General features: G+C 67.3%; 16 protein-coding genes. 3 read left to right on the top strand and 13 right to left on the bottom strand.

Going from position 1 to position 16656, the window contains the following annotated elements; all coding sequences use genetic code 11:
• Window position 1 precedes the first annotated feature (1 nt).
• The 6 genes from BME24068_RS27320 to BME24068_RS27295 form a co-directional block, all read right to left on the bottom strand.
• Entirely contained in the window at window positions 2-1204 is a 1203-nt protein-coding gene (locus BME24068_RS27320; RefSeq protein ID WP_174927938.1) for a tryptophan--tRNA ligase, read from the bottom strand.
• Between the two features lie 8 nt (window positions 1205-1212).
• Complete coding sequence (locus tag BME24068_RS27315; RefSeq protein ID WP_174927937.1) at window positions 1213-1875, bottom strand: site-2 protease family protein; 663 nt, start codon at window positions 1873-1875, stop codon at window positions 1213-1215.
• Window positions 1876-1923: 48 nt separating this feature from the next.
• Window positions 1924-2556: an L-threonylcarbamoyladenylate synthase gene (locus BME24068_RS27310; protein ID WP_096507262.1), complete on the bottom strand. Its 633-nt coding sequence runs from the start codon at window positions 2554-2556 to the stop codon at window positions 1924-1926.
• Between the two features lie 72 nt (window positions 2557-2628).
• Window positions 2629-3459 (bottom strand): 3',5'-nucleoside bisphosphate phosphatase, encoded by an 831-nt coding sequence (locus BME24068_RS27305; protein WP_096507261.1) that lies wholly within the window; start codon window positions 3457-3459, stop codon window positions 2629-2631.
• 82 nt (window positions 3460-3541) lie between these two features.
• The gene (locus tag BME24068_RS27300) at window positions 3542-4432 is read right to left on the bottom strand and encodes an alpha/beta fold hydrolase (protein ID WP_096507260.1); all 891 of its coding nucleotides are present in this window, start codon (window positions 4430-4432) and stop codon (window positions 3542-3544) included.
• A 161-nt stretch (window positions 4433-4593) separates the two neighbouring features.
• Window positions 4594-5460 carry a ferritin-like domain-containing protein gene (locus BME24068_RS27295; protein ID WP_174927936.1) on the bottom strand — a complete coding sequence of 289 codons (867 nt, stop codon included), beginning with the start codon at window positions 5458-5460 and terminating at the stop codon, window positions 4594-4596.
• A 144-nt stretch (window positions 5461-5604) separates the two neighbouring features.
• On the opposite strand from BME24068_RS27295, the gene BME24068_RS27290 reads away from it, so the two are divergent.
• The 3 genes from BME24068_RS27290 to BME24068_RS27280 all read left to right on the top strand — a co-directional run bounded on the left by BME24068_RS27290 (window position 5605) and on the right by BME24068_RS27280 (window position 7593).
• Window positions 5605-6129, top strand: a complete 525-nt coding sequence (locus BME24068_RS27290; protein ID WP_096507258.1) for a gamma carbonic anhydrase family protein — start codon at window positions 5605-5607, stop codon at window positions 6127-6129.
• Window positions 6130-6154: 25 nt separating this feature from the next.
• A complete protein-coding gene (hslO, locus tag BME24068_RS27285) occupies window positions 6155-7105 on the top strand; it encodes an Hsp33 family molecular chaperone HslO (RefSeq protein ID WP_096507257.1) in 951 nt (316 codons plus the stop codon).
• A 134-nt stretch (window positions 7106-7239) separates the two neighbouring features.
• Window positions 7240-7593 carry a hypothetical protein gene (locus BME24068_RS27280; RefSeq protein ID WP_174927935.1) on the top strand — a complete coding sequence of 118 codons (354 nt, stop codon included), beginning with the start codon at window positions 7240-7242 and terminating at the stop codon, window positions 7591-7593.
• An 85-nt stretch (window positions 7594-7678) separates the two neighbouring features.
• Here BME24068_RS27280 and ftsB read toward each other — a convergent pair whose 3' ends face one another.
• From ftsB to BME24068_RS27245, 7 genes are all read right to left on the bottom strand, one after another.
• Complete coding sequence (ftsB, locus tag BME24068_RS27275; protein WP_096507255.1) at window positions 7679-8101, bottom strand: cell division protein FtsB; 423 nt, start codon at window positions 8099-8101, stop codon at window positions 7679-7681.
• A gap of 82 nt (window positions 8102-8183) precedes the next feature.
• The gene (eno, locus tag BME24068_RS27270) at window positions 8184-9467 is read right to left on the bottom strand and encodes a phosphopyruvate hydratase (RefSeq protein WP_006478406.1); all 1284 of its coding nucleotides are present in this window, start codon (window positions 9465-9467) and stop codon (window positions 8184-8186) included.
• A gap of 105 nt (window positions 9468-9572) precedes the next feature.
• A complete protein-coding gene (kdsA, locus tag BME24068_RS27265; protein WP_096507254.1) occupies window positions 9573-10427 on the bottom strand; it encodes a 3-deoxy-8-phosphooctulonate synthase in 855 nt (284 codons plus the stop codon).
• Complete coding sequence (locus BME24068_RS27260) at window positions 10424-12082, bottom strand: CTP synthase (RefSeq protein ID WP_096507253.1); 1659 nt, start codon at window positions 12080-12082, stop codon at window positions 10424-10426. Before BME24068_RS27260 ends, kdsA begins: the two co-directional genes overlap by 4 nt.
• A gap of 160 nt (window positions 12083-12242) precedes the next feature.
• Window positions 12243-13088: an alpha/beta fold hydrolase gene (locus BME24068_RS27255; protein WP_174927934.1), complete on the bottom strand. Its 846-nt coding sequence runs from the start codon at window positions 13086-13088 to the stop codon at window positions 12243-12245.
• 170 nt (window positions 13089-13258) lie between these two features.
• Window positions 13259-15766, bottom strand: coding sequence for a DNA internalization-related competence protein ComEC/Rec2 (locus BME24068_RS27250; protein ID WP_174927933.1), 2508 nt, complete (start codon window positions 15764-15766; stop codon window positions 13259-13261).
• Window positions 15767-15823: 57 nt separating this feature from the next.
• Window positions 15824-16612: a TatD family hydrolase gene (locus BME24068_RS27245; RefSeq protein WP_174927932.1), complete on the bottom strand. Its 789-nt coding sequence runs from the start codon at window positions 16610-16612 to the stop codon at window positions 15824-15826.
• Window positions 16613-16656 lie beyond the last annotated feature (44 nt).

Raw genomic sequence — 16656 nt, 5'->3', positions numbered from 1 at the left:
CTCAGGTGTACGACAAACCCATCGCGTCGCGCACGTCGCGCATCGTCTCGACCGCGTGCTTGCGCGCCTTGTCGCAGCCGTCCGCGACGATCGCGCGCAGCAGCGACGGATCGTCCATGTACTTCTGCGCGCGTTCGAGCATCGGCTGCTGTTCGCGCAGGATCCCTTCGACGACCGGCTGCTTGCAGTCGAGGCAGCCGATGGCCGCCGAGCGGCAGCCCTTCTGTACCCAGTCGTGCGTCGCTTCGTCGGTATAGACCTGATGGAGCTGCCACACCGGGCACTTGTCGGGGTCGCCCGGATCGGTGCGGCGCACGCGCGCCGGATCGGTCGGCATCGTGCGGACCTTCTTCGTGATCGTCTCCGCGTCTTCGCGCAGGCCGATTGTGTTGCCGTACGACTTCGACATCTTCTGGCCGTCGAGGCCCGGCATCCGCGACGCTTCGGTCAGCAGTGCCTGCGGCTCGACCAGGATGATCTTGCGCGCGCCCTCGAGGTAGCCGAACAGGCGCTCGCGGTCGCTCATCGACAGGCTCTGCGATTCCTGCAGCATCGCGCGCGCCTGTTCAAGCGCCTCGTCGTCGCCCTCCTGCTGGTATGCATTGCGCAGCTCGTGATAAAGCTTCGCGCGCTTGCCGCCGAGCTTCTTCGCGGCTTCGAGCGCCTTCTCCTCGAAGCCCGGCTCGCGGCCGTACAGGTAGTTGAAGCGGCGCGCGATCTCGCGCGTCATCTCGACGTGCGGCACCTGGTCTTCACCGACCGGCACGAGCGAGCCGCGATACAGCAGGATGTCGGCCGCCATCAGCACCGGGTAGCCGAGGAAGCCGTAGGTCGACAGATCCTTGTCCTTCAGCTTCTCCATCTGCTCCTTGTAGGTCGGCACGCGTTCGAGCCAGCCGAGCGGCGTGCTCATGCCCAGCAGCAGCGCGAGCTCCGCATGCTCGGGCACCTTGCTCTGGATGAACAGCGTCGCCTGCGCCGGATCGATGCCGGACGCGAGCCAGTCGATCAGCACGTCCCATACGTTCTTCTCGATGACCTCGGGCGTTTCGTAGTGCGTCGTCAGCGCATGCCAGTCGACCACGCAGAAGAAACACGGGTACTCGGACTGCAGCTTCACCCAGTTTTTCAGCACGCCGTGGTAGTGGCCGAGGTGCAGCGACCCGGTGGGTCGCATGCCGGAGAAAATACGATCTGGGAACATGATTGTCGTTAGAAAAGCGAGGCGAAGGGAGACAGGATGGCACTCAGGATGCCCGCAGCGGCGTTCACGAGCGGACGCAGCCAGAAGTTCGTCAGCACGCCCGTCGCGACCAGCGCGAGGACGATGATGAAACCGTACGGCTCGATGCGCGACAGCGCGATCGATTGCTTCGGCGGCAGCAGCGCCGCCAGAATGCGGCCGCCGTCGAGCGGCGGCAGCGGGAACAGGTTCAGCACGCCGAGCACGAGGTTGGCGCTGACGCCGGCATAGGCCATCCGCGTGAAGAACGGTTCGTCGATGCCGGTCGCGGCAAGCACGACGCTCAGCACGCCCCAGATCAGCGCCTGCACGAAATTGCACGCGGGGCCCGCGAGCGACACCCACAGGCTGCCCCAGCGCGGATCGCGCAGGTTGCCGAACGACACCGGCACCGGCTTCGCATAGCCGAACAGGAAGGCGCCGCCGGTCAGGAAATACATCGCGAGCGGGATCGCGATCGTGCCGACCGGATCGATGTGGCGCATCGGGTTGAACGACACGCGCCCCATCATGTAGGCGGTGTTGTCGCCGAGCAGGCGCGCGGCGTAGCCGTGCGCGGCCTCGTGCAGCGTGATCGCGAAGATCACGGGCAGCGCGTAGACGGCGATGGTCTGTATCAGGGAAGCATCCATATCGCGTTATTGTAACAAGCGCACTCGCGCAAAAAATGAACGGCGCGCTTACGCGGCCGAGAGGCCGAACGGTTCGAGTGCGCCGCGCCCCGCGCGCACGAGTTGCGGCTCGTCGCCCGTCAGGTCGATCACCGTCGATGGCTCGCGCGGGCATGCGCCGCCGTCGATCACGAGATCGACCTGCTTCTCGAGCCGCGCGCGAATGTCGTCAGGGTCGTTGAGCGGCTCGTCGTCGGGCGGCAGGATCAGCGTCGTACCGAGCAGCGGCTGGCCGAGCGATTCGAGCAGCGCGAGCGTGATCGCGTGATCCGGCACGCGCAGCCCGATCGTCTTGCGCGACGGGTGCGACAGCCGGCGCGGCACTTCCTTCGTCGCCTGCAGGATGAATACGTACGGGCCCGGCGTCACCGACTTGATCTGCCGGTACTGGCGGTTGTCCACCATCGCGAAATTGGCCAGCTCCGACAGGTCGCGCACGAGCAGCGACAGGTGCTGCTTCTCGTCGAGGCCGCGGATGCGGCGCACCCGTTCGACCGCATCCTTGTCGTCGAGATGGCACGCGAGCGCATAGCTCGAATCGGTCGGCATCGCGATGACGCCGCCCTTGTTGACGATCTCCGCGGCCTGATTGATCAGGCGCGGCTGCGGATTATCCGGATGAATCCTGAAGAACTGGGACATGGGGGATACGTAAAGAGGGAAGAGTCGGATGCGCGCGCGACGGCAACACGAACGGCGGACGGCCGATTCGGATCAGAGCCAGCGCTCCCAGACCGGTTTCAGGTCGGGCGGCAACGGCGGCAGGCTGCCGAGCTCGATACGGCCCTCGCCCGGCGCATGAAAATCCGAGCCGCGCGACACTTCGAAGCCGAAGCGGCGCGCGACGTCCGCGTATTCGCGGTACTGGTCGGGCGTGTGGCTGCCCGTGATGACCTCGATCGCGCGGCCGCCGAGATCGATGAATTCGCCGAAGAATGCGTCGAATTCGACTGGCGTATAGCGATAGCGGCCCGGATGCGCGACCACGGCCTCGCCGCCCGCGGCGCGGATCCAGGCAACCGCGTCGGGCAGCGTCGCCCAGCGGTGCGGGACGAAACCGGGCTTGCCGTCGCCGAGCAGGCGGTCGAATACGTCGGAGGTCGATGCGGCGTGGCCGTTCTCGACGAGAAAGCGCGCGAAGTGGGTGCGCGAGATCAGGTCGGGATTCGATACGTACTTCAGCGCGCCTTCGTACGCGCCCGGAATGCCGAGCGTCTCGAGCTGCGCGGCGATCGCCTGCGCACGCCCGGCGCGGCCGTGGCGCGTGCGATAAAGGCCGTCGACGAGCGTCGGGTTCGAAGGATCGATGTTCAGCCCGACGATGTGCACGGTGCGCGATGCCCACGTGACCGAAATCTCGACGCCGCTCAGGTAACGCATCCCGAGCGCTTCCGCCTCGCTTCGCGCCACCGCCTGGCCGCCGATTTCGTCGTGGTCGGTCAGCGCCCACAGGGTCACGCCGCCGGCATGGGCGCGGCGCGCGACGTCGGCAGGCGACAGCAACCCGTCGGAAACATTCGAATGGCAGTGGAGATCAGCGTTCATTGTCGGTATGGCAGGTGAAGCTTCATTCTACTGCAACGCGGCAATTCCGCCGCCTGCCTGCCCCGCCGCTGCCGCCGCCGGCCTATGCGCAGAACGCCTCGATCAGCGCCGCGATCTGCTCGGGCTGGTCGTGATGGACCATGTGACCGGCATCTTCGACGAGCTTTTCACGCCAGTCCGGGAACGCGCCGAAGCGCGCCTTGAACTCCGGCAGCGGGATGTCGCCGGCAAGGTACGCGAGCGTCGGCGAATTGACCGCCTCGACGTGCAGCACCTTCGCGCGCACCTTCGTCCAGACGGCCATCACCTCGTCGAGCCGGTACAGCATCGGGCCCGCCATCTTGTGCGCCGGGTCCGCCAGCAGGTGATACAGGCCGTCGTCGCCACGCTTCGACCAGTGAGCGGCGAGAAACGCGGCGCGACGCGGATCGAGCCGCGGATTGGTCTTGGTCAGCCGGGCCGCCACCTCGTCGAGCGATGCGTACGGGCGCAGCACCGGCGGCTCGCGCAGCTCGTCGAGCCAGCCGCGCAGCCGGCGCGGCGCCTGCTCGGCGCGCGCCGGCGCAAGCCCGAACCCTTCGAGATCGACCACGCGCCGCACCCGCTCCGGCCGTGCGCCCGCGTACAGGCACACGACGTTCGCCCCCATGCTGTGCCCGACCAGGTTGACTTCGCCGGTCGGCGCATAGTGGTCCAGCAGCGCGTCGAGATCGCCCAGGTACTCGTGGAACCAGTAATGGCCGCCACCCTGCCGCGCGACCGGCCAGTCGGACAGGCCGAAGCCGCGCGCATCCGGCGCGATCACCTGCCAGTCGCCGGCGAGCGCGTCGACGACGAACTGAAACGATGCCGCGACGTCCATCCAGCCGTGCAGCATGAAGAGCGTCGGCGCGTCAGGCCGGCCCCAGCGTCGCACATGCAGCCGGACGCCGCGGACCGTGACGAAATCGGAAACAGAACTCGAGGCATTCATTGCAGTCGCCAGAAAAAAGAATGGTCGTTCGATTATAGCGGCGACGCTTTCGTTCCGGCACTCGACAGTGGAGGCGGGTCTCTAGCGGCAACGCGCCCGAGACGCGATGAAACGCGGTGCCCGAACGCCGATGACAGCCGTCGGGCGGGCCGCCAGCCACGCTAGTCCGCGGTCTTTCCGGCTCCCGCGTCCGCGCCATCCTGCGCGGCCAGTTCGTCCAGCTCCGCCTGTTCGAATCCCGCCGTACGGCGCGCGTCGAAATTGAACGGACCACGCAGCCGCGGCGCGTGGTATTGCGCGGCGAGCTCGCGGTAGGCCGGCACCGGATCGCGCCCCGCCTCGTCGCACAGGTGCCGGAACCAGCGGTTCCCGATCGCGACATGGCCGATTTCGTCGCGCAGGATCACATCGAGAATCGCCGCCGATGCATCGTCGCCCGCCTGCACGAGCCGCGCGCGAATGGGCGGCGACGCGTCGAGCCCGCGCGCCTCGAGCGTGCGCGGCACGAGCGCCATGCGCGCGAGCACGTCGGCCTTGGTCCGTTCGCACATGTCCCACAGTCCGTTGTGGGCGGGAAAGTCGCCGTACCCGTGTCCGAACGCGACGAGCCGGTCGGACAGCAGCGTGAAGTGATAGGCCTCCTCGGCCGCGACCTTCAGCCAGTCCGCATAAAAAGCGTCCGGCAGCCCGCGAAAGCGCCACACGGCGTCGAGCGCGAGGTTGATTGCGTTGAATTCGATATGGGCGAGCGCGTGCAGCAACACCGCGCGCCCGGCGGGCGAGCGCATGCTGCGCCGCTCGAGCTGGCGCGGCTCGACGAGCGGCGGGCGCGCCGGGCGGCCGGGCAGCCCGGCCGGCTCGCTCAGGTCGAGCCGCGGCGAGATCGCGGCCCGTCCGGCCAGCAATGCGTCGTACAGCGCGCGGACCTGCACGGCCTTCGCGGCCGGCTCGGACATCTGCAGCGCGTCGAGCGCGGCGCGGCGCACGCAGGCCGGCGCGGCAGAGAAAGAAGAAGACGCCATGTTCATCAAACCGGAACACCGCCCGCGCGCATCGCGGGAGCGCACGCACGCGACGGTTTACAATATGCGTTTGTGCCGCGACGCAATGCGCCGGGCACGCCAGACGCGCCATTCTACCGGCGCCCATCATCGAAGAGACCAGGAGACTCCGTGACGATCTACAAACTGGGCGATACGGCCCCGACGATCCACGAAAGCGTATTCGTCGCCGATACGGCGGCCATCATCGGCAAGGTCGTGCTCGAGGAAAATGCAAGCGTTTGGTTCGGCGCGACGATCCGCGGCGACAACGAAACGATCACCGTCGGTGTCGGCAGCAACGTCCAGGAAGGCGCGGTATTGCATACGGACCCTGGCTTTCCTCTGACGATTGCCGAAAACGTGACGATCGGGCATCAGGCGATGCTGCACGGGTGCACGATCGGCGAGGGTTCGCTGATCGGCATTCAGGCGGTGGTCTTGAATGGAGCGGTCATCGGCCGCAACTGTCTGGTAGGTGCCGGCGCGGTCGTGACGGAAGGCAAGACGTTCCCGGACAACTCGCTGATTCTCGGCGCACCGGCGAAAGTCGTGCGCGAGCTGTCGGCAGACGACATCGCGCGGCTGCGCGCAAATGCGAAGACGTACGTCGAGCGGCGTGCGCATTTCAAGGAGCAACTCGTGCGGATCGGGTGATTCGCGCGGATTTCAAGGAAGAAGAGTGAGCGACCAGTTACAGAAATTCATGTTCAATTCGGCACCGGTGCGCGGCGAGATCGTTTCGCTGCGCAACACGTGGCAAGAGGTGCTCACGCGCCGCGACTACCCTGCCCCGGTGCGCACCGTGCTCGGCGAGATGATGGCCGCGTGCGCGCTGCTGTCCGCGAACCTGAAATTTCACGGCACCCTGATCATGCAGATCTTCGGCGACGGGCCGGTCCAGATGCTGGTCGTCCAGTGCAGTTCGGATCTGTCGATGCGGGCCACGGCCAAGTTCGCCGGTGACTCGGCCCAGACGATCGGCGACGACACGAGCTTCGCGTCGCTCGTCAACGCGAGCGGCCACGGCCGTTGCGTGATCACGCTCGATCCGGCCGACAAGCTGCCGGGCCAGCAACCCTACCAGGGCATCGTGCCGCTGAACGGCGTCGACGGCCCGCACGAATCGGTTTCGCAGGTGCTCGAGCATTACATGCACCACTCGGAGCAGCTCGACACGCGGCTGTGGCTCGCGGCCGATCGCGACCGCGCGGTCGGCATGCTGCTGCAGAAGCTGCCGGGCGACGGCGGCATCGTGCCGCGCAACGCCGAGACGGACGCCGACACGTGGGAGCGCGTCTGCACGCTCGGCAGCACGCTGTCCGCGAAGGAACTGCTCGAGGTCGAACCGGAAGTCGTGTTCCGGCGGCTGTTCTGGCAGGAAAACGTGCAGCACTTCGAGCCGACCGGCGCACGCTTCCAGTGCTCGTGCTCGCGCGAGAAGGTCGGCGCGATGCTGCGCATGCTCGGCCGCGACGAAGTCGACAGCGTGATCGTCGAGCGCGGCCACGTCGAAATCCACTGCGAGTTCTGCAACCAGCGCTACGAGTTCGATCCGGTCGACGTCGCGCAGTTGTTCGCCGCACCGGAGCTCGCGACCGGCATCACGCCCGCGACCGAGCAGCGTCACTGACGCGCGCGCCCGTGCCTGCGATGCGGGTGCGGGCGCATAATGACGCACGAGCGTCGCACGCACGGCTCAGGCGCCGCAGGCCCGCCCTTCGGCGCAAGCCGCTTCCCGCCGTCGGCGCGCTGCTGGAGAAATGCATGGATTACCCGTTCCGCTCCGTCGTCCTGACCGGTGTCGTCGCCGGCACGCTCGCGCTCGCCGGCTGCGCGGTCCAGCCCACATCCACGATCCTGAGCCGCCTGCCCGAACCGGGCGCATCGGGCGGCCAGCCGCCCGCATTGTCGAGCGCCGAGCGCAAACGCTACGACGAGATCGACAAGCAGGTGCTGCGCGAACAGAACAACGCAATGGCGGCCGAGGCGGCCGCACGCGCGTGGGCGTATTACTCGCCGCCGCCCGTGACGATCTATGGCGGCTATTACGGCGGATGGGGAAACCGGTGGGGAACCGGCATCGGCTACGGTTACGGCTATCCGGGCGGGTGGTGGTAATGCTTCGCCCGGTCGATTGACGACTACCAGGAAATAAAAAAGCGCGGTATTTCCCGCGCTTTTTCAATGGTTCGGACTGCTGCGCTCAGTGATGAGCGGCCTTGCCCTTCTCGCCGTGATGCCGCGGCGATCTCGCCATCGGCTGAGGGTTCGGCACGACGCGCACGGGCGCCGCAGAGACGTCCGCGCGTATCGACGTGCTTGCAGGCGCGTTGTTCAGCGGGCCGGCCGGCGCGTTCGGCGACACGAACTGCACGAATACTTCGCCGTCCTTCACCATGCCCATCTCGTAGCGCGCACGCTCCTCGATGGCCGCGGTGCCGCTTTGCAGATCCTGCACTTCGCCGGCGATCCGCTCGTTGCGTAATTTCTCGTCCGCATTCTTCTGGAGCTGGTCGTCAAGCTGCTGACGCAATTCGTGCACCCGCAGCCAGCCGCCGTGTCCCCACCATAGGGGGTACTGAATGAGCGCCAGCAAGGCAATCAGGACGACAGTGACAAGCCGCATGTAAGAAACGCAGATATAAGAAGCGCCGCTCCGCGCGACATGCACAGAGCGGCGTCGAGATGACGAACCCGATAGTAGCGCGTTAGCGCAGGTTATAGAAAGCCGATTTGCCCGGGTAGCTCGCGATATCGCCGAGATCTTCCTCGATGCGCAGCAACTGGTTGTACTTCGAGATGCGGTCGCTGCGCGACAGCGAACCCGTCTTGATCTGACCGGCGTTCAGGCCGACCGCGATGTCCGCGATCGTCGAATCTTCCGTTTCGCCCGAGCGGTGCGAGATCACGGCCGTGTAGCCCGCGCGCTTCGCCATCTCGATGGCCGCGAACGTTTCGGTCAGCGTGCCGATCTGGTTGATCTTGATCAGGATCGAGTTGGCGATGCCCTTCTCGATGCCTTCCTTCAGGATGCGCGTGTTCGTGACGAAGAGATCGTCGCCGACCAGCTGCACCTTCTTGCCGAGGCGGTCGGTCAGCAGCTTCCAGCCGTCCCAGTCGCTTTCGTGCATGCCGTCTTCGATCGACACGATCGGGAACTTGTCGGCGAGCGTCGCGAGGTAGTCGGTGAATTCGGCCGACGACAGCTGCAGGCCTTCGCCCGCGAGCTGGTACTTGCCGTCGTGGTAGAACTCGGACGCCGCGCAGTCGAGCGCGAGCAGCACGTCTTCGCCCGCACGGTAGCCGGCCTTCTCGATCGCCTGCAAGATCGTCGACAGGCACTCGTCGTTACTGCCGAAGTTCGGTGCGAAGCCGCCTTCGTCGCCGACTGCGGTGCTCATGCCGCGGTCGCTCAGGATCTTCTTCAGCGCGTGGAACACTTCCGCGCCGCAACGCAGGGCTTCACGGAACGTCGGCTGGCTGACCGGAACGATCATGAATTCCTGAATGTCGAGGCTGTTGTTCGCGTGCGCGCCGCCGTTGACGATGTTCATCATCGGCACCGGCAGTTGCATCGCACCCGAACCGCCGAAATAGCGGTACAGCGGCAGGCCGGCCTCTTCGGCAGCGGCCTTCGCGACGGCCATCGACACGGCCAGCATCGCGTTCGCGCCGAGGCGCGACTTGTTGTCGGTGCCGTCCAGCTCGAGCAGCGTCTTGTCGAGGAACGCCTGTTCCGACGCGTCGAGGCCCATGATGGCTTCGGAGATTTCGGTGTTGATATGCTCGACTGCCTTCAGCACGCCCTTGCCGTTGTAGCGGCCGGCTTCGCCGTCGCGCAGTTCGATGGCTTCACGCGAGCCCGTGGACGCACCCGACGGAACCGCCGCGCGGCCCATCGTGCCCGATTCGAGCAGCACGTCGCATTCGACGGTGGGGTTGCCGCGCGAATCCAGAATCTCGCGGCCGATGATATCTACGATTGCACTCATGGGTTTCCTCTGAGAATGACGATGGATTCTTCAAACTGCGGCGGCACGCACGCCGGAAGCGCTTTCGCTACAGACGCGCAAAGCCGCCGCAGGTTCATTCGATCTTTAGTTGAAATCGTTTTCCAGGAACGGATTGCGCTTCACCGCCTGGTCGAGCGTGACGAGGGTCTCCAGCAACGCGCTCATCCGGTTCAGCGGCACCGCGTTCGGGCCGTCCGACTTCGCTTCGGCCGGATTCGGGTGCGTCTCCATGAACAGGCCCGCGACGCCCGTCGCGACCGCCGCACGCGCGAGCACCGGCACGAATTCGCGCTGGCCGCCCGAGCTCGTGCCCTGCCCGCCCGGCAACTGCACCGAGTGGGTCGCGTCGAACACGACCGGCGCGCTCGTCTCGCGCATGATCGCGAGCGAACGCATGTCGGACACGAGGTTGTTGTAGCCGAACGAAACGCCGCGCTCGCACGCCATGAAACGGTCTTCCGACAGACCGGCTTCACGTGCTGCGTCGCGCGCCTTGTCGATCACGTTCTTCATGTCGTGCGGCGCGAGGAACTGGCCCTTCTTGATGTTGACGGGCTTGCCCGAGCGCGCGCACGCATGGATGAAGTCGGTCTGGCGGCACAGGAACGCGGGCGTCTGCAGCACGTCGACGACCGACGCGACCTGCTCGATCTCGTCGATCGAGTGCACGTCGGTCAGCACCGGCAGGCCGAGCTGGCGCTTCACCTCGCCGAGGATCCGCAGCCCCTCGTCCATTCCGAGGCCGCGAAACGACTTGCCCGAGCTGCGATTCGCCTTGTCGTAGGACGACTTGTAGATGAACGGAACGTTCAGCTTCTCGCAGATTTCCTTCAGGCGGCCGGCCGTGTCGATCGTCATTTGCTCCGATTCGACGACGCAGGTACCCGCGATCAGGAAGAAAGGCTGGTCGAGACCGACCTCGAAATCGCACAGCTTCATGCTTTCACTCCGCGCGCTTGCTTGTTGGCGAGCGCAGCTTCGACGAACGACTTGAACAGAGGATGGCCATCACGCGGCGTGGACGTGAATTCCGGGTGGAACTGAACGCCCACGAACCACGGGTGCATCGAACGCGGCAGTTCCATCATTTCCGGCAGATCCTCGCTCGGGGTACGGGCGCTGATGATAAGGCCGCCGGCTTCGAGCTGGGGCACGAAGCGGTTATTGACTTCATAACGGTGGCGATGGCGTTCGTTCACGTCCTTGCCATAGATCTCCTCGGCCATCGTGCCGGGCTTGATCGGGCAACGTTGCGAGCCGAGGCGCATCGTGCCGCCGAGATCGGACTCTTCGGTGCGCATCTCGACCTTGCCTTCGCGGTCGTACCACTCGGTGATCAGCGCGACCACGCGTTCCGGCGTGTCCGGATCGAATTCCGTGCTGTTCGCCTGCTTCAGGCCGACGACGTCGCGCGCGAACTCGATCACCGCGAGCTGCATGCCGAGGCAGATGCCGAGGTACGGCACCTTCGCTTCACGCGCATAGCGGATCGCCGCGATCTTGCCTTCCGTGCCGCGACGGCCGAAACCGCCCGGCACCAGCACGGCGTCGAGATGCTTCAGGCTGTCGACGCCGTTCGTCTCGACCTCTTCCGAGTCGATGTACTCGATGTTGACCTTGGTCGCCGTGTGCAGCGACGCGTGGCGCAGCGCTTCGATCAGCGACTTGTACGATTCGGTCAGATCGACGTACTTGCCGACCATGCCGATCGTCACTTCGTGCTTCGGGTTCTCGAGCTTCTCGACGAGTTCCGCCCACATGCTCAGGTCGGCGTCCTTCGGCGACAGCTTCAGCTCGTCGCAGATGATCCGGTCGAGGCCCTGGTCGTGCAGCATCTGCGGAATCTTGTAGATGCTGTCGGCGTCCCACACCGAGATCACGGCGTCTTCGGGCACGTTCGAGAACATCGAGATCTTCTTCGATTCGTCGTCGGGAATGCGGCGGTCCGCACGGCACAGCAGCACGTGCGGCAGGATGCCGATCTCGCGCAGCTTCTGCACGCTGTGCTGGGTCGGCTTCGTCTTCAGCTCGCCGGCCGTCGCGACGTACGGCACGAGCGTCAGGTGCACGAAGCACGCGCTGTTGCGGCCGAGGCGCAGGCTCATCTGGCGCGCGGCTTCGAGGAACGGCAGCGACTCGATGTCGCCGACCGTGCCGCCGATCTCGACGATCGCGACGTCCGGTTCGCCGCAGGTGGCCGATGCCGCCCCGCGCTCGATGAACGCCTGGATTTCGTTCGTGATGTGCGGAATTACCTGCACGGTCTTGCCGAGATAGTCGCCGCGGCGTTCCTTGCGGATCACCGATTCGTAGATCTGGCCGGTCGTGAAGTTGTTGGCCTTGCGCATCTTCGTGCTGATGAAGCGCTCGTAGTGGCCGAGGTCGAGGTCAGTCTCCGCCCCGTCTTCCGTCACGAACACTTCGCCGTGCTGAAACGGGCTCATCGTGCCGGGGTCGACGTTGATGTAGGGATCGAGTTTGAGGAGGGTGACTTTCAGACCGCGCGATTCGAGGATCGCGGCGAGAGAGGCGGCGGCAATACCCTTGCCGAGGGAAGAAACTACGCCGCCGGTGACGAAAACATATTTGGTCATCGCTGGATGCTCGCGGGAAAAACGGATTATACCGTAAAGCCCGCCCTTCTCTCAGCAATTGACGCGATGATCCCGCCCCTTCGCGCGGCGCCGCGCCGGCCCTGCGCGCCCGGGCGAACCGGCCGGCCGGTCGGTGCAACCGCACCCGCGGGACGATGCGTCAGGCGCGTTTCGCGAGCGCCACGCCGTCGCGCGGCAGGCCGCCCTCTTCCGCTTTCAGCGAATTCAGCATCCGCTGCAACGCGCGGGCCGTCTCGATCGGCCGCTCCATCGGGAACAGGTGGCTGCCGTCGAGCCATTCGATGCGCCCGCGCGCCGCGCGCCGCGTCGCATCGAGCCCGACCTGGCGCACTTCGCGCGAGCGCGTGCCGGCGAGAAAGCCGAGCGGCACCGGCGAGCCGTGCGCGAGCCGCGGGCCGAGCGTGTGCGGCAACGTCCGGTAGATCAGGTATTCGATCTGCCGGTCGAAGGCAAGCGCGCGTTCGCCGTCGGCGCCCGCCTGCGGAATGCCGTGATCGATGTAGTCGGACAGCATCCGTTCGTCCCAGCGCGCGAACGCCGGCTTGTCGTGAAAGTGCCGCCACACCTCATCGCGGCTGACCCAGCGCGTGCGCCGGTTGCGGGTCGCCGCGGCCGGCGACAGCCGCTCGTCGAGCCCCGCCCACTGGCTCGCGCGCAGCGCGCCGGCGCGCCAGCCCGCGATGATCGGGGAATCGATCATCACCACGCCGCGCACCCATTGCGGCTTTTTCAGCGCGGCCATCAGCGACAGGTAACCGCCGAGCGAATGGCCGACGAGCCACACCGGACGCTCGTAGCGGCCGCCGATGTCGTCGAGCAGTTGCTCGACGAGATGCGGCCAGTCGCGCGTCACCGGGTAGCGGCGATCGTGACCGATGCGCTCGATGTAGCGCAGCTCATAGTCGTCGGCCAGTTCGGCGAAGATCGTCCGGTACGTCGATGCCGGAAAACCGTTCGCATGCGAGAAATGGAGGATGTCCTTCAAAAGCCGATGTCTCCTTTGTCGACGGGAGCGGGCAATTCAACACCGACTCCCGTCCCATGCTTCGCGGTCGACCGGGGCCGGGGTTTCGGCACGTGCCCCGGCGCCGTGCGTCGCATCCGGCCGCAGCCGTGCTTCGCCGCGCGGCGCCACGTTCTTCCCTGCACGCGCCGTCACCGATCCATCCAGTACCGCCGCTGCGCATCGCGATAACGCTCGAACACGAAGCTGCCGCCATCGGGCGCGATGTCGAACCGTACGGCCCCGTCGCGATCGGTACGCGGCAGCGGGATCCCGCGCGCTTCGTAGCGCGCCAAGACCGTCCGGTGCGGATGCCCGAAGCGATTGCGATAGCCTACAGGAAATACCGCGACGCGCGGCCCGACCGAATCGAGGAAAGGCTCGACCGACGACGTGCGGCTGCCGTGGTGCGCAACGACGAGGATCTGCGCAGCCAGCGCGTCGTGCGCGTCGGCCACGAGCCGGCGTTCGGCGCGCGCCTCGATGTCGCCCGTCAGCAGCGCGGACGTGCCGCCCGCGTCGACGCGCAACACGCACGACTGTCCGTTCGACGAGCCCGATCGCGCCTCGCCCGGCGGCCAGAGCATCGTGAAGACGACGCCGTCCCATATCCAGCGCTGCCCGGCCGCGCAACGCAGACGATCGGTCACGCCGGCCGCTTCCGCGTCGCGCCACAGCCGGTGCGGCGACGCAATGCCGGCGAGCACCTGGCGGACTTCGGTTGCCGCATAAACGGCGGCCGCGCCGCCCGTGTGATCGGCGTCCGCATGGCTGAGCACGAGCGAATCGATCGTCCGGATTGCGCGCGCCCGCAACGCCGGCGCGACGATCCGCGCGCCGGCATGGGTCGACTCCGCCCCCGGCCCCGCATCGAACAGCAAGACCCGGCGCGCGGTCTCGACCAGCACCGCCGCGCCCTGCCCGACATCGAGCACGGTCAGCCGGAAGCCGCCCGGCGACGGCGCATCGGGCGCCGGCGCGACAAGCGGCAGCCACGTGAGCGGCGCCGCCCAGCGCAGCGGCCAACCGCGCGGCATCAGCGCCCAGGCCACGCCCACGCATGCGAGCGCCAGCACCGGCCAGTCGGGCATGCGCAGCCACAGCACGCCTGCCGGCCAGTCGGCGAGATGCCCGAGCAGCGCCATCAGCGGTTCGAGCGCCGCATGCGCGAGCCGGAACGCATACGCGTCGAGCGGTGCGGGCAATCCGATACCGGCCAGCACGATCGGCGTCACGACCGAGCTGACCCACGGAATCGCAAACGCATTGCCGACGGGGCCCGAGACCGACATCTGCGCGAACCACGCGGCCGTCAGCGGCGCGAGGCCGATCGTCACCGCGTACTGCACGCGCGCTGCCTCGCCGATACGGCGCATGACGCGCGCGCGCCATGCGCGCAGCCGGCCCCGGCGACCGGTCATTGCGGCGCCATCGATCGTGCCATCATCGCCATCACCATCGCCGCCGCCGTCGAATTCGCGCACCGCCCGCCAGCCCGCCACGGCCATCAGGATCACCGCGACCGCACCGAACGACAGCCAGAACCCAGCCGACAGCACGGCCCACGGATCGGCCAGCAGCACGCCGCCAAGGGCCGCGCACAGCACCGCGGAAGTCGGCACGCTGCGTCCGGCGAGAAATGCGGCCGCACCGGCCGCGATCATCCACCACGCGCGCTGCGCCGGCACGTTGAAACCGGCGAGCGCCGCATAGCCGGCGGCAGCCGTCAGCGCCGCGACAGACGCCACATAGGGTGCCGGCATCATGAGCGCCGCGGTTCGTCCGCGCCAGCGCAAGCGACGCCAGACCATCGATACGATCCCACCCGCGATCGCGCCGACGAGCCCGACATGCAGGCCCGAAATCGCGACCAGATGGCTCGTGCCCGTATTGCGCAGCACGCGCCAGTCGTCGTCGCCGATGCCCGATTGATCGCCGACCGCGAGCGCGGTGACGATGCCGCGATGACGCGCATCGCTGCCCAGCACTTCGCCGATACGCGTACGCAGCGCGTCGCGCAACCGGTCGATCGACGCATGCCACCCCGATGCGCGCGCATCGAGCAGCGCCGAGCGCGGCGGCGCCGCGACGTAGCCGATCGCACGAATGCCGGCGGCCAGCCATGCCGCCTCGCTGTCGCGCACGCCGGGGTTGGCCTCGGCATGCGGACGCTTCAGACGCACGACCAGGCGCCAGCGCTGCGCGGCGCGCAACGCGGGAATCGCATCGCGTGCCGCCTGCGAGCCGTACGTGCCCCACGACAACCGGATCAGCGGCGGGAAACGGGCCAACCCCGCCTCGTTCGATTCGACCGCGAGCAGCAGCCGCGCGCCCGTGTCGTCGATCACCGGCAACCCGCGGATGACGCCCGTCACGACGATGTCGCGCCCTTCCCGCTCGACCGGAAGACTATCGCGCAGCCGCCACTCGGCGCGTGCGGCTGCATAGCCGAAGCCGATCGCACATGCCGCGCTCGCGCAGAGCATCCAGCGCAGCGCGCGGGTCGCGCGGGTCCGGCGGCGTCGCGCGCACCATGCGAACGACGCGCCGCCCACCACGAGCACGATCGCGCCGGCCATCCAGGCGCCCGCGCCCGGCAACGCCGCCTGCCGCTGCAGCACGACGACGCCGAGCGCGAACGCGATCCACCACACGCGCATCGCGCCTCCTCGTCCATTCGGCGCCGCCGTTGCCAATCCGGCGCCTGCCGGCAACGATTATGCGGACGAAAGCGCGAGGCGCGGCAGCGCGGCGAGCGCGTTAGCCGTTGTGGATAGGGACAGGGCGTGCGCGTCGGTCCCGCGCAGTTCGGCGAGCACTTCGCCGATGCGCGGCACCTGGTCGGGCGCGTTGCGGGACTTGTACGCCCATTCGGGCGCGATGTCGGGTGCGTCCGTCTCGACGACGATCGATTCGGCCGGCAATTGCGTCGCGAGCCGGCGAATCTGCAACGCGCGCGCGAAGGTCACGTTGCCGCCGAAGCCGAGATGCAGCCCTTGCGCGAGATACGCATCGGCCTGCTGGAAACTGCCGTTGAACGCATGCGCGATGCCGCGCCGCACGCCGAAGCGGCGCAGCCCGGCGAGCACGCGGTCCTGCGACTTGCGCACGTGGCACAGCACCGGCAAGTCGAATTCGCGCGCGAGCTTGAGCTGCCCCTGATAGAAGAATTGCTGCCGGCCTTCGTCGAGGCCCGGCACGAAGTAGTCGAGACCGATTTCGCCGATCGCGACGAAGCGCGGATCGTCGATGCTCGCCTCGATCTCCATGCGCAGCCGGTCGAGATCCGCGTCGCGCGCATGCGGCGTGAACATCGGATGGATGCCGAGCGCATAAACCGCGCCCGGCGTGCGCTGCGCCAGCTCGCGCACCGTCGTGAAATTGTCGCGCCCGACGCTCGGGATCACGATGCGCGACACGCCGGCCGCGCGCGCCGCCTGCGCGACCGCGTCGCGGTCGGCGTCGAATTCGGCGGCATCGAGATGGCAATGCGTATCGATCCACATGTCGGCTTTCCTGCGCCCGGGTTGCCGCGCCGGAACCAACCGGC

Origin of the sequence: Burkholderia anthina, from assembly GCF_902498995.1 — a bacterium.
GTDB lineage: Bacteria > Pseudomonadota > Gammaproteobacteria > Burkholderiales > Burkholderiaceae > Burkholderia > Burkholderia anthina.
This window is presented reverse-complemented; position numbering and strand designations above follow the sequence as displayed.

Coding starts and splice junctions, on each gene's coding strand:
- BME24068_RS27320 (WP_174927938.1), bottom strand. CDS start 1,204: ATGTTCCCAGATCGTATTTTCTCCGGCATGCGACCCACCGGGTCGCTG.
- BME24068_RS27315 (WP_174927937.1), bottom strand. CDS start 1,875: ATGGATGCTTCCCTGATACAGACCATCGCCGTCTACGCGCTGCCCGTG.
- BME24068_RS27310 (WP_096507262.1), bottom strand. CDS start 2,556: ATGTCCCAGTTCTTCAGGATTCATCCGGATAATCCGCAGCCGCGCCTG.
- BME24068_RS27305 (WP_096507261.1), bottom strand. CDS start 3,459: ATGAACGCTGATCTCCACTGCCATTCGAATGTTTCCGACGGGTTGCTG.
- BME24068_RS27300 (WP_096507260.1), bottom strand. CDS start 4,432: ATGAATGCCTCGAGTTCTGTTTCCGATTTCGTCACGGTCCGCGGCGTC.
- BME24068_RS27295 (WP_174927936.1), bottom strand. CDS start 5,460: ATGAACATGGCGTCTTCTTCTTTCTCTGCCGCGCCGGCCTGCGTGCGC.
- BME24068_RS27280 (WP_174927935.1), top strand. CDS start 7,240: ATGGATTACCCGTTCCGCTCCGTCGTCCTGACCGGTGTCGTCGCCGGC.
- ftsB (WP_096507255.1), bottom strand. CDS start 8,101: ATGCGGCTTGTCACTGTCGTCCTGATTGCCTTGCTGGCGCTCATTCAG.
- eno (WP_006478406.1), bottom strand. CDS start 9,467: ATGAGTGCAATCGTAGATATCATCGGCCGCGAGATTCTGGATTCGCGC.
- kdsA (WP_096507254.1), bottom strand. CDS start 10,427: ATGAAGCTGTGCGATTTCGAGGTCGGTCTCGACCAGCCTTTCTTCCTG.
- BME24068_RS27260 (WP_096507253.1), bottom strand. CDS start 12,082: ATGACCAAATATGTTTTCGTCACCGGCGGCGTAGTTTCTTCCCTCGGC.
- BME24068_RS27250 (WP_174927933.1), bottom strand. CDS start 15,766: ATGCGCGTGTGGTGGATCGCGTTCGCGCTCGGCGTCGTCGTGCTGCAG.
- BME24068_RS27245 (WP_174927932.1), bottom strand. CDS start 16,612: ATGTGGATCGATACGCATTGCCATCTCGATGCCGCCGAATTCGACGCC.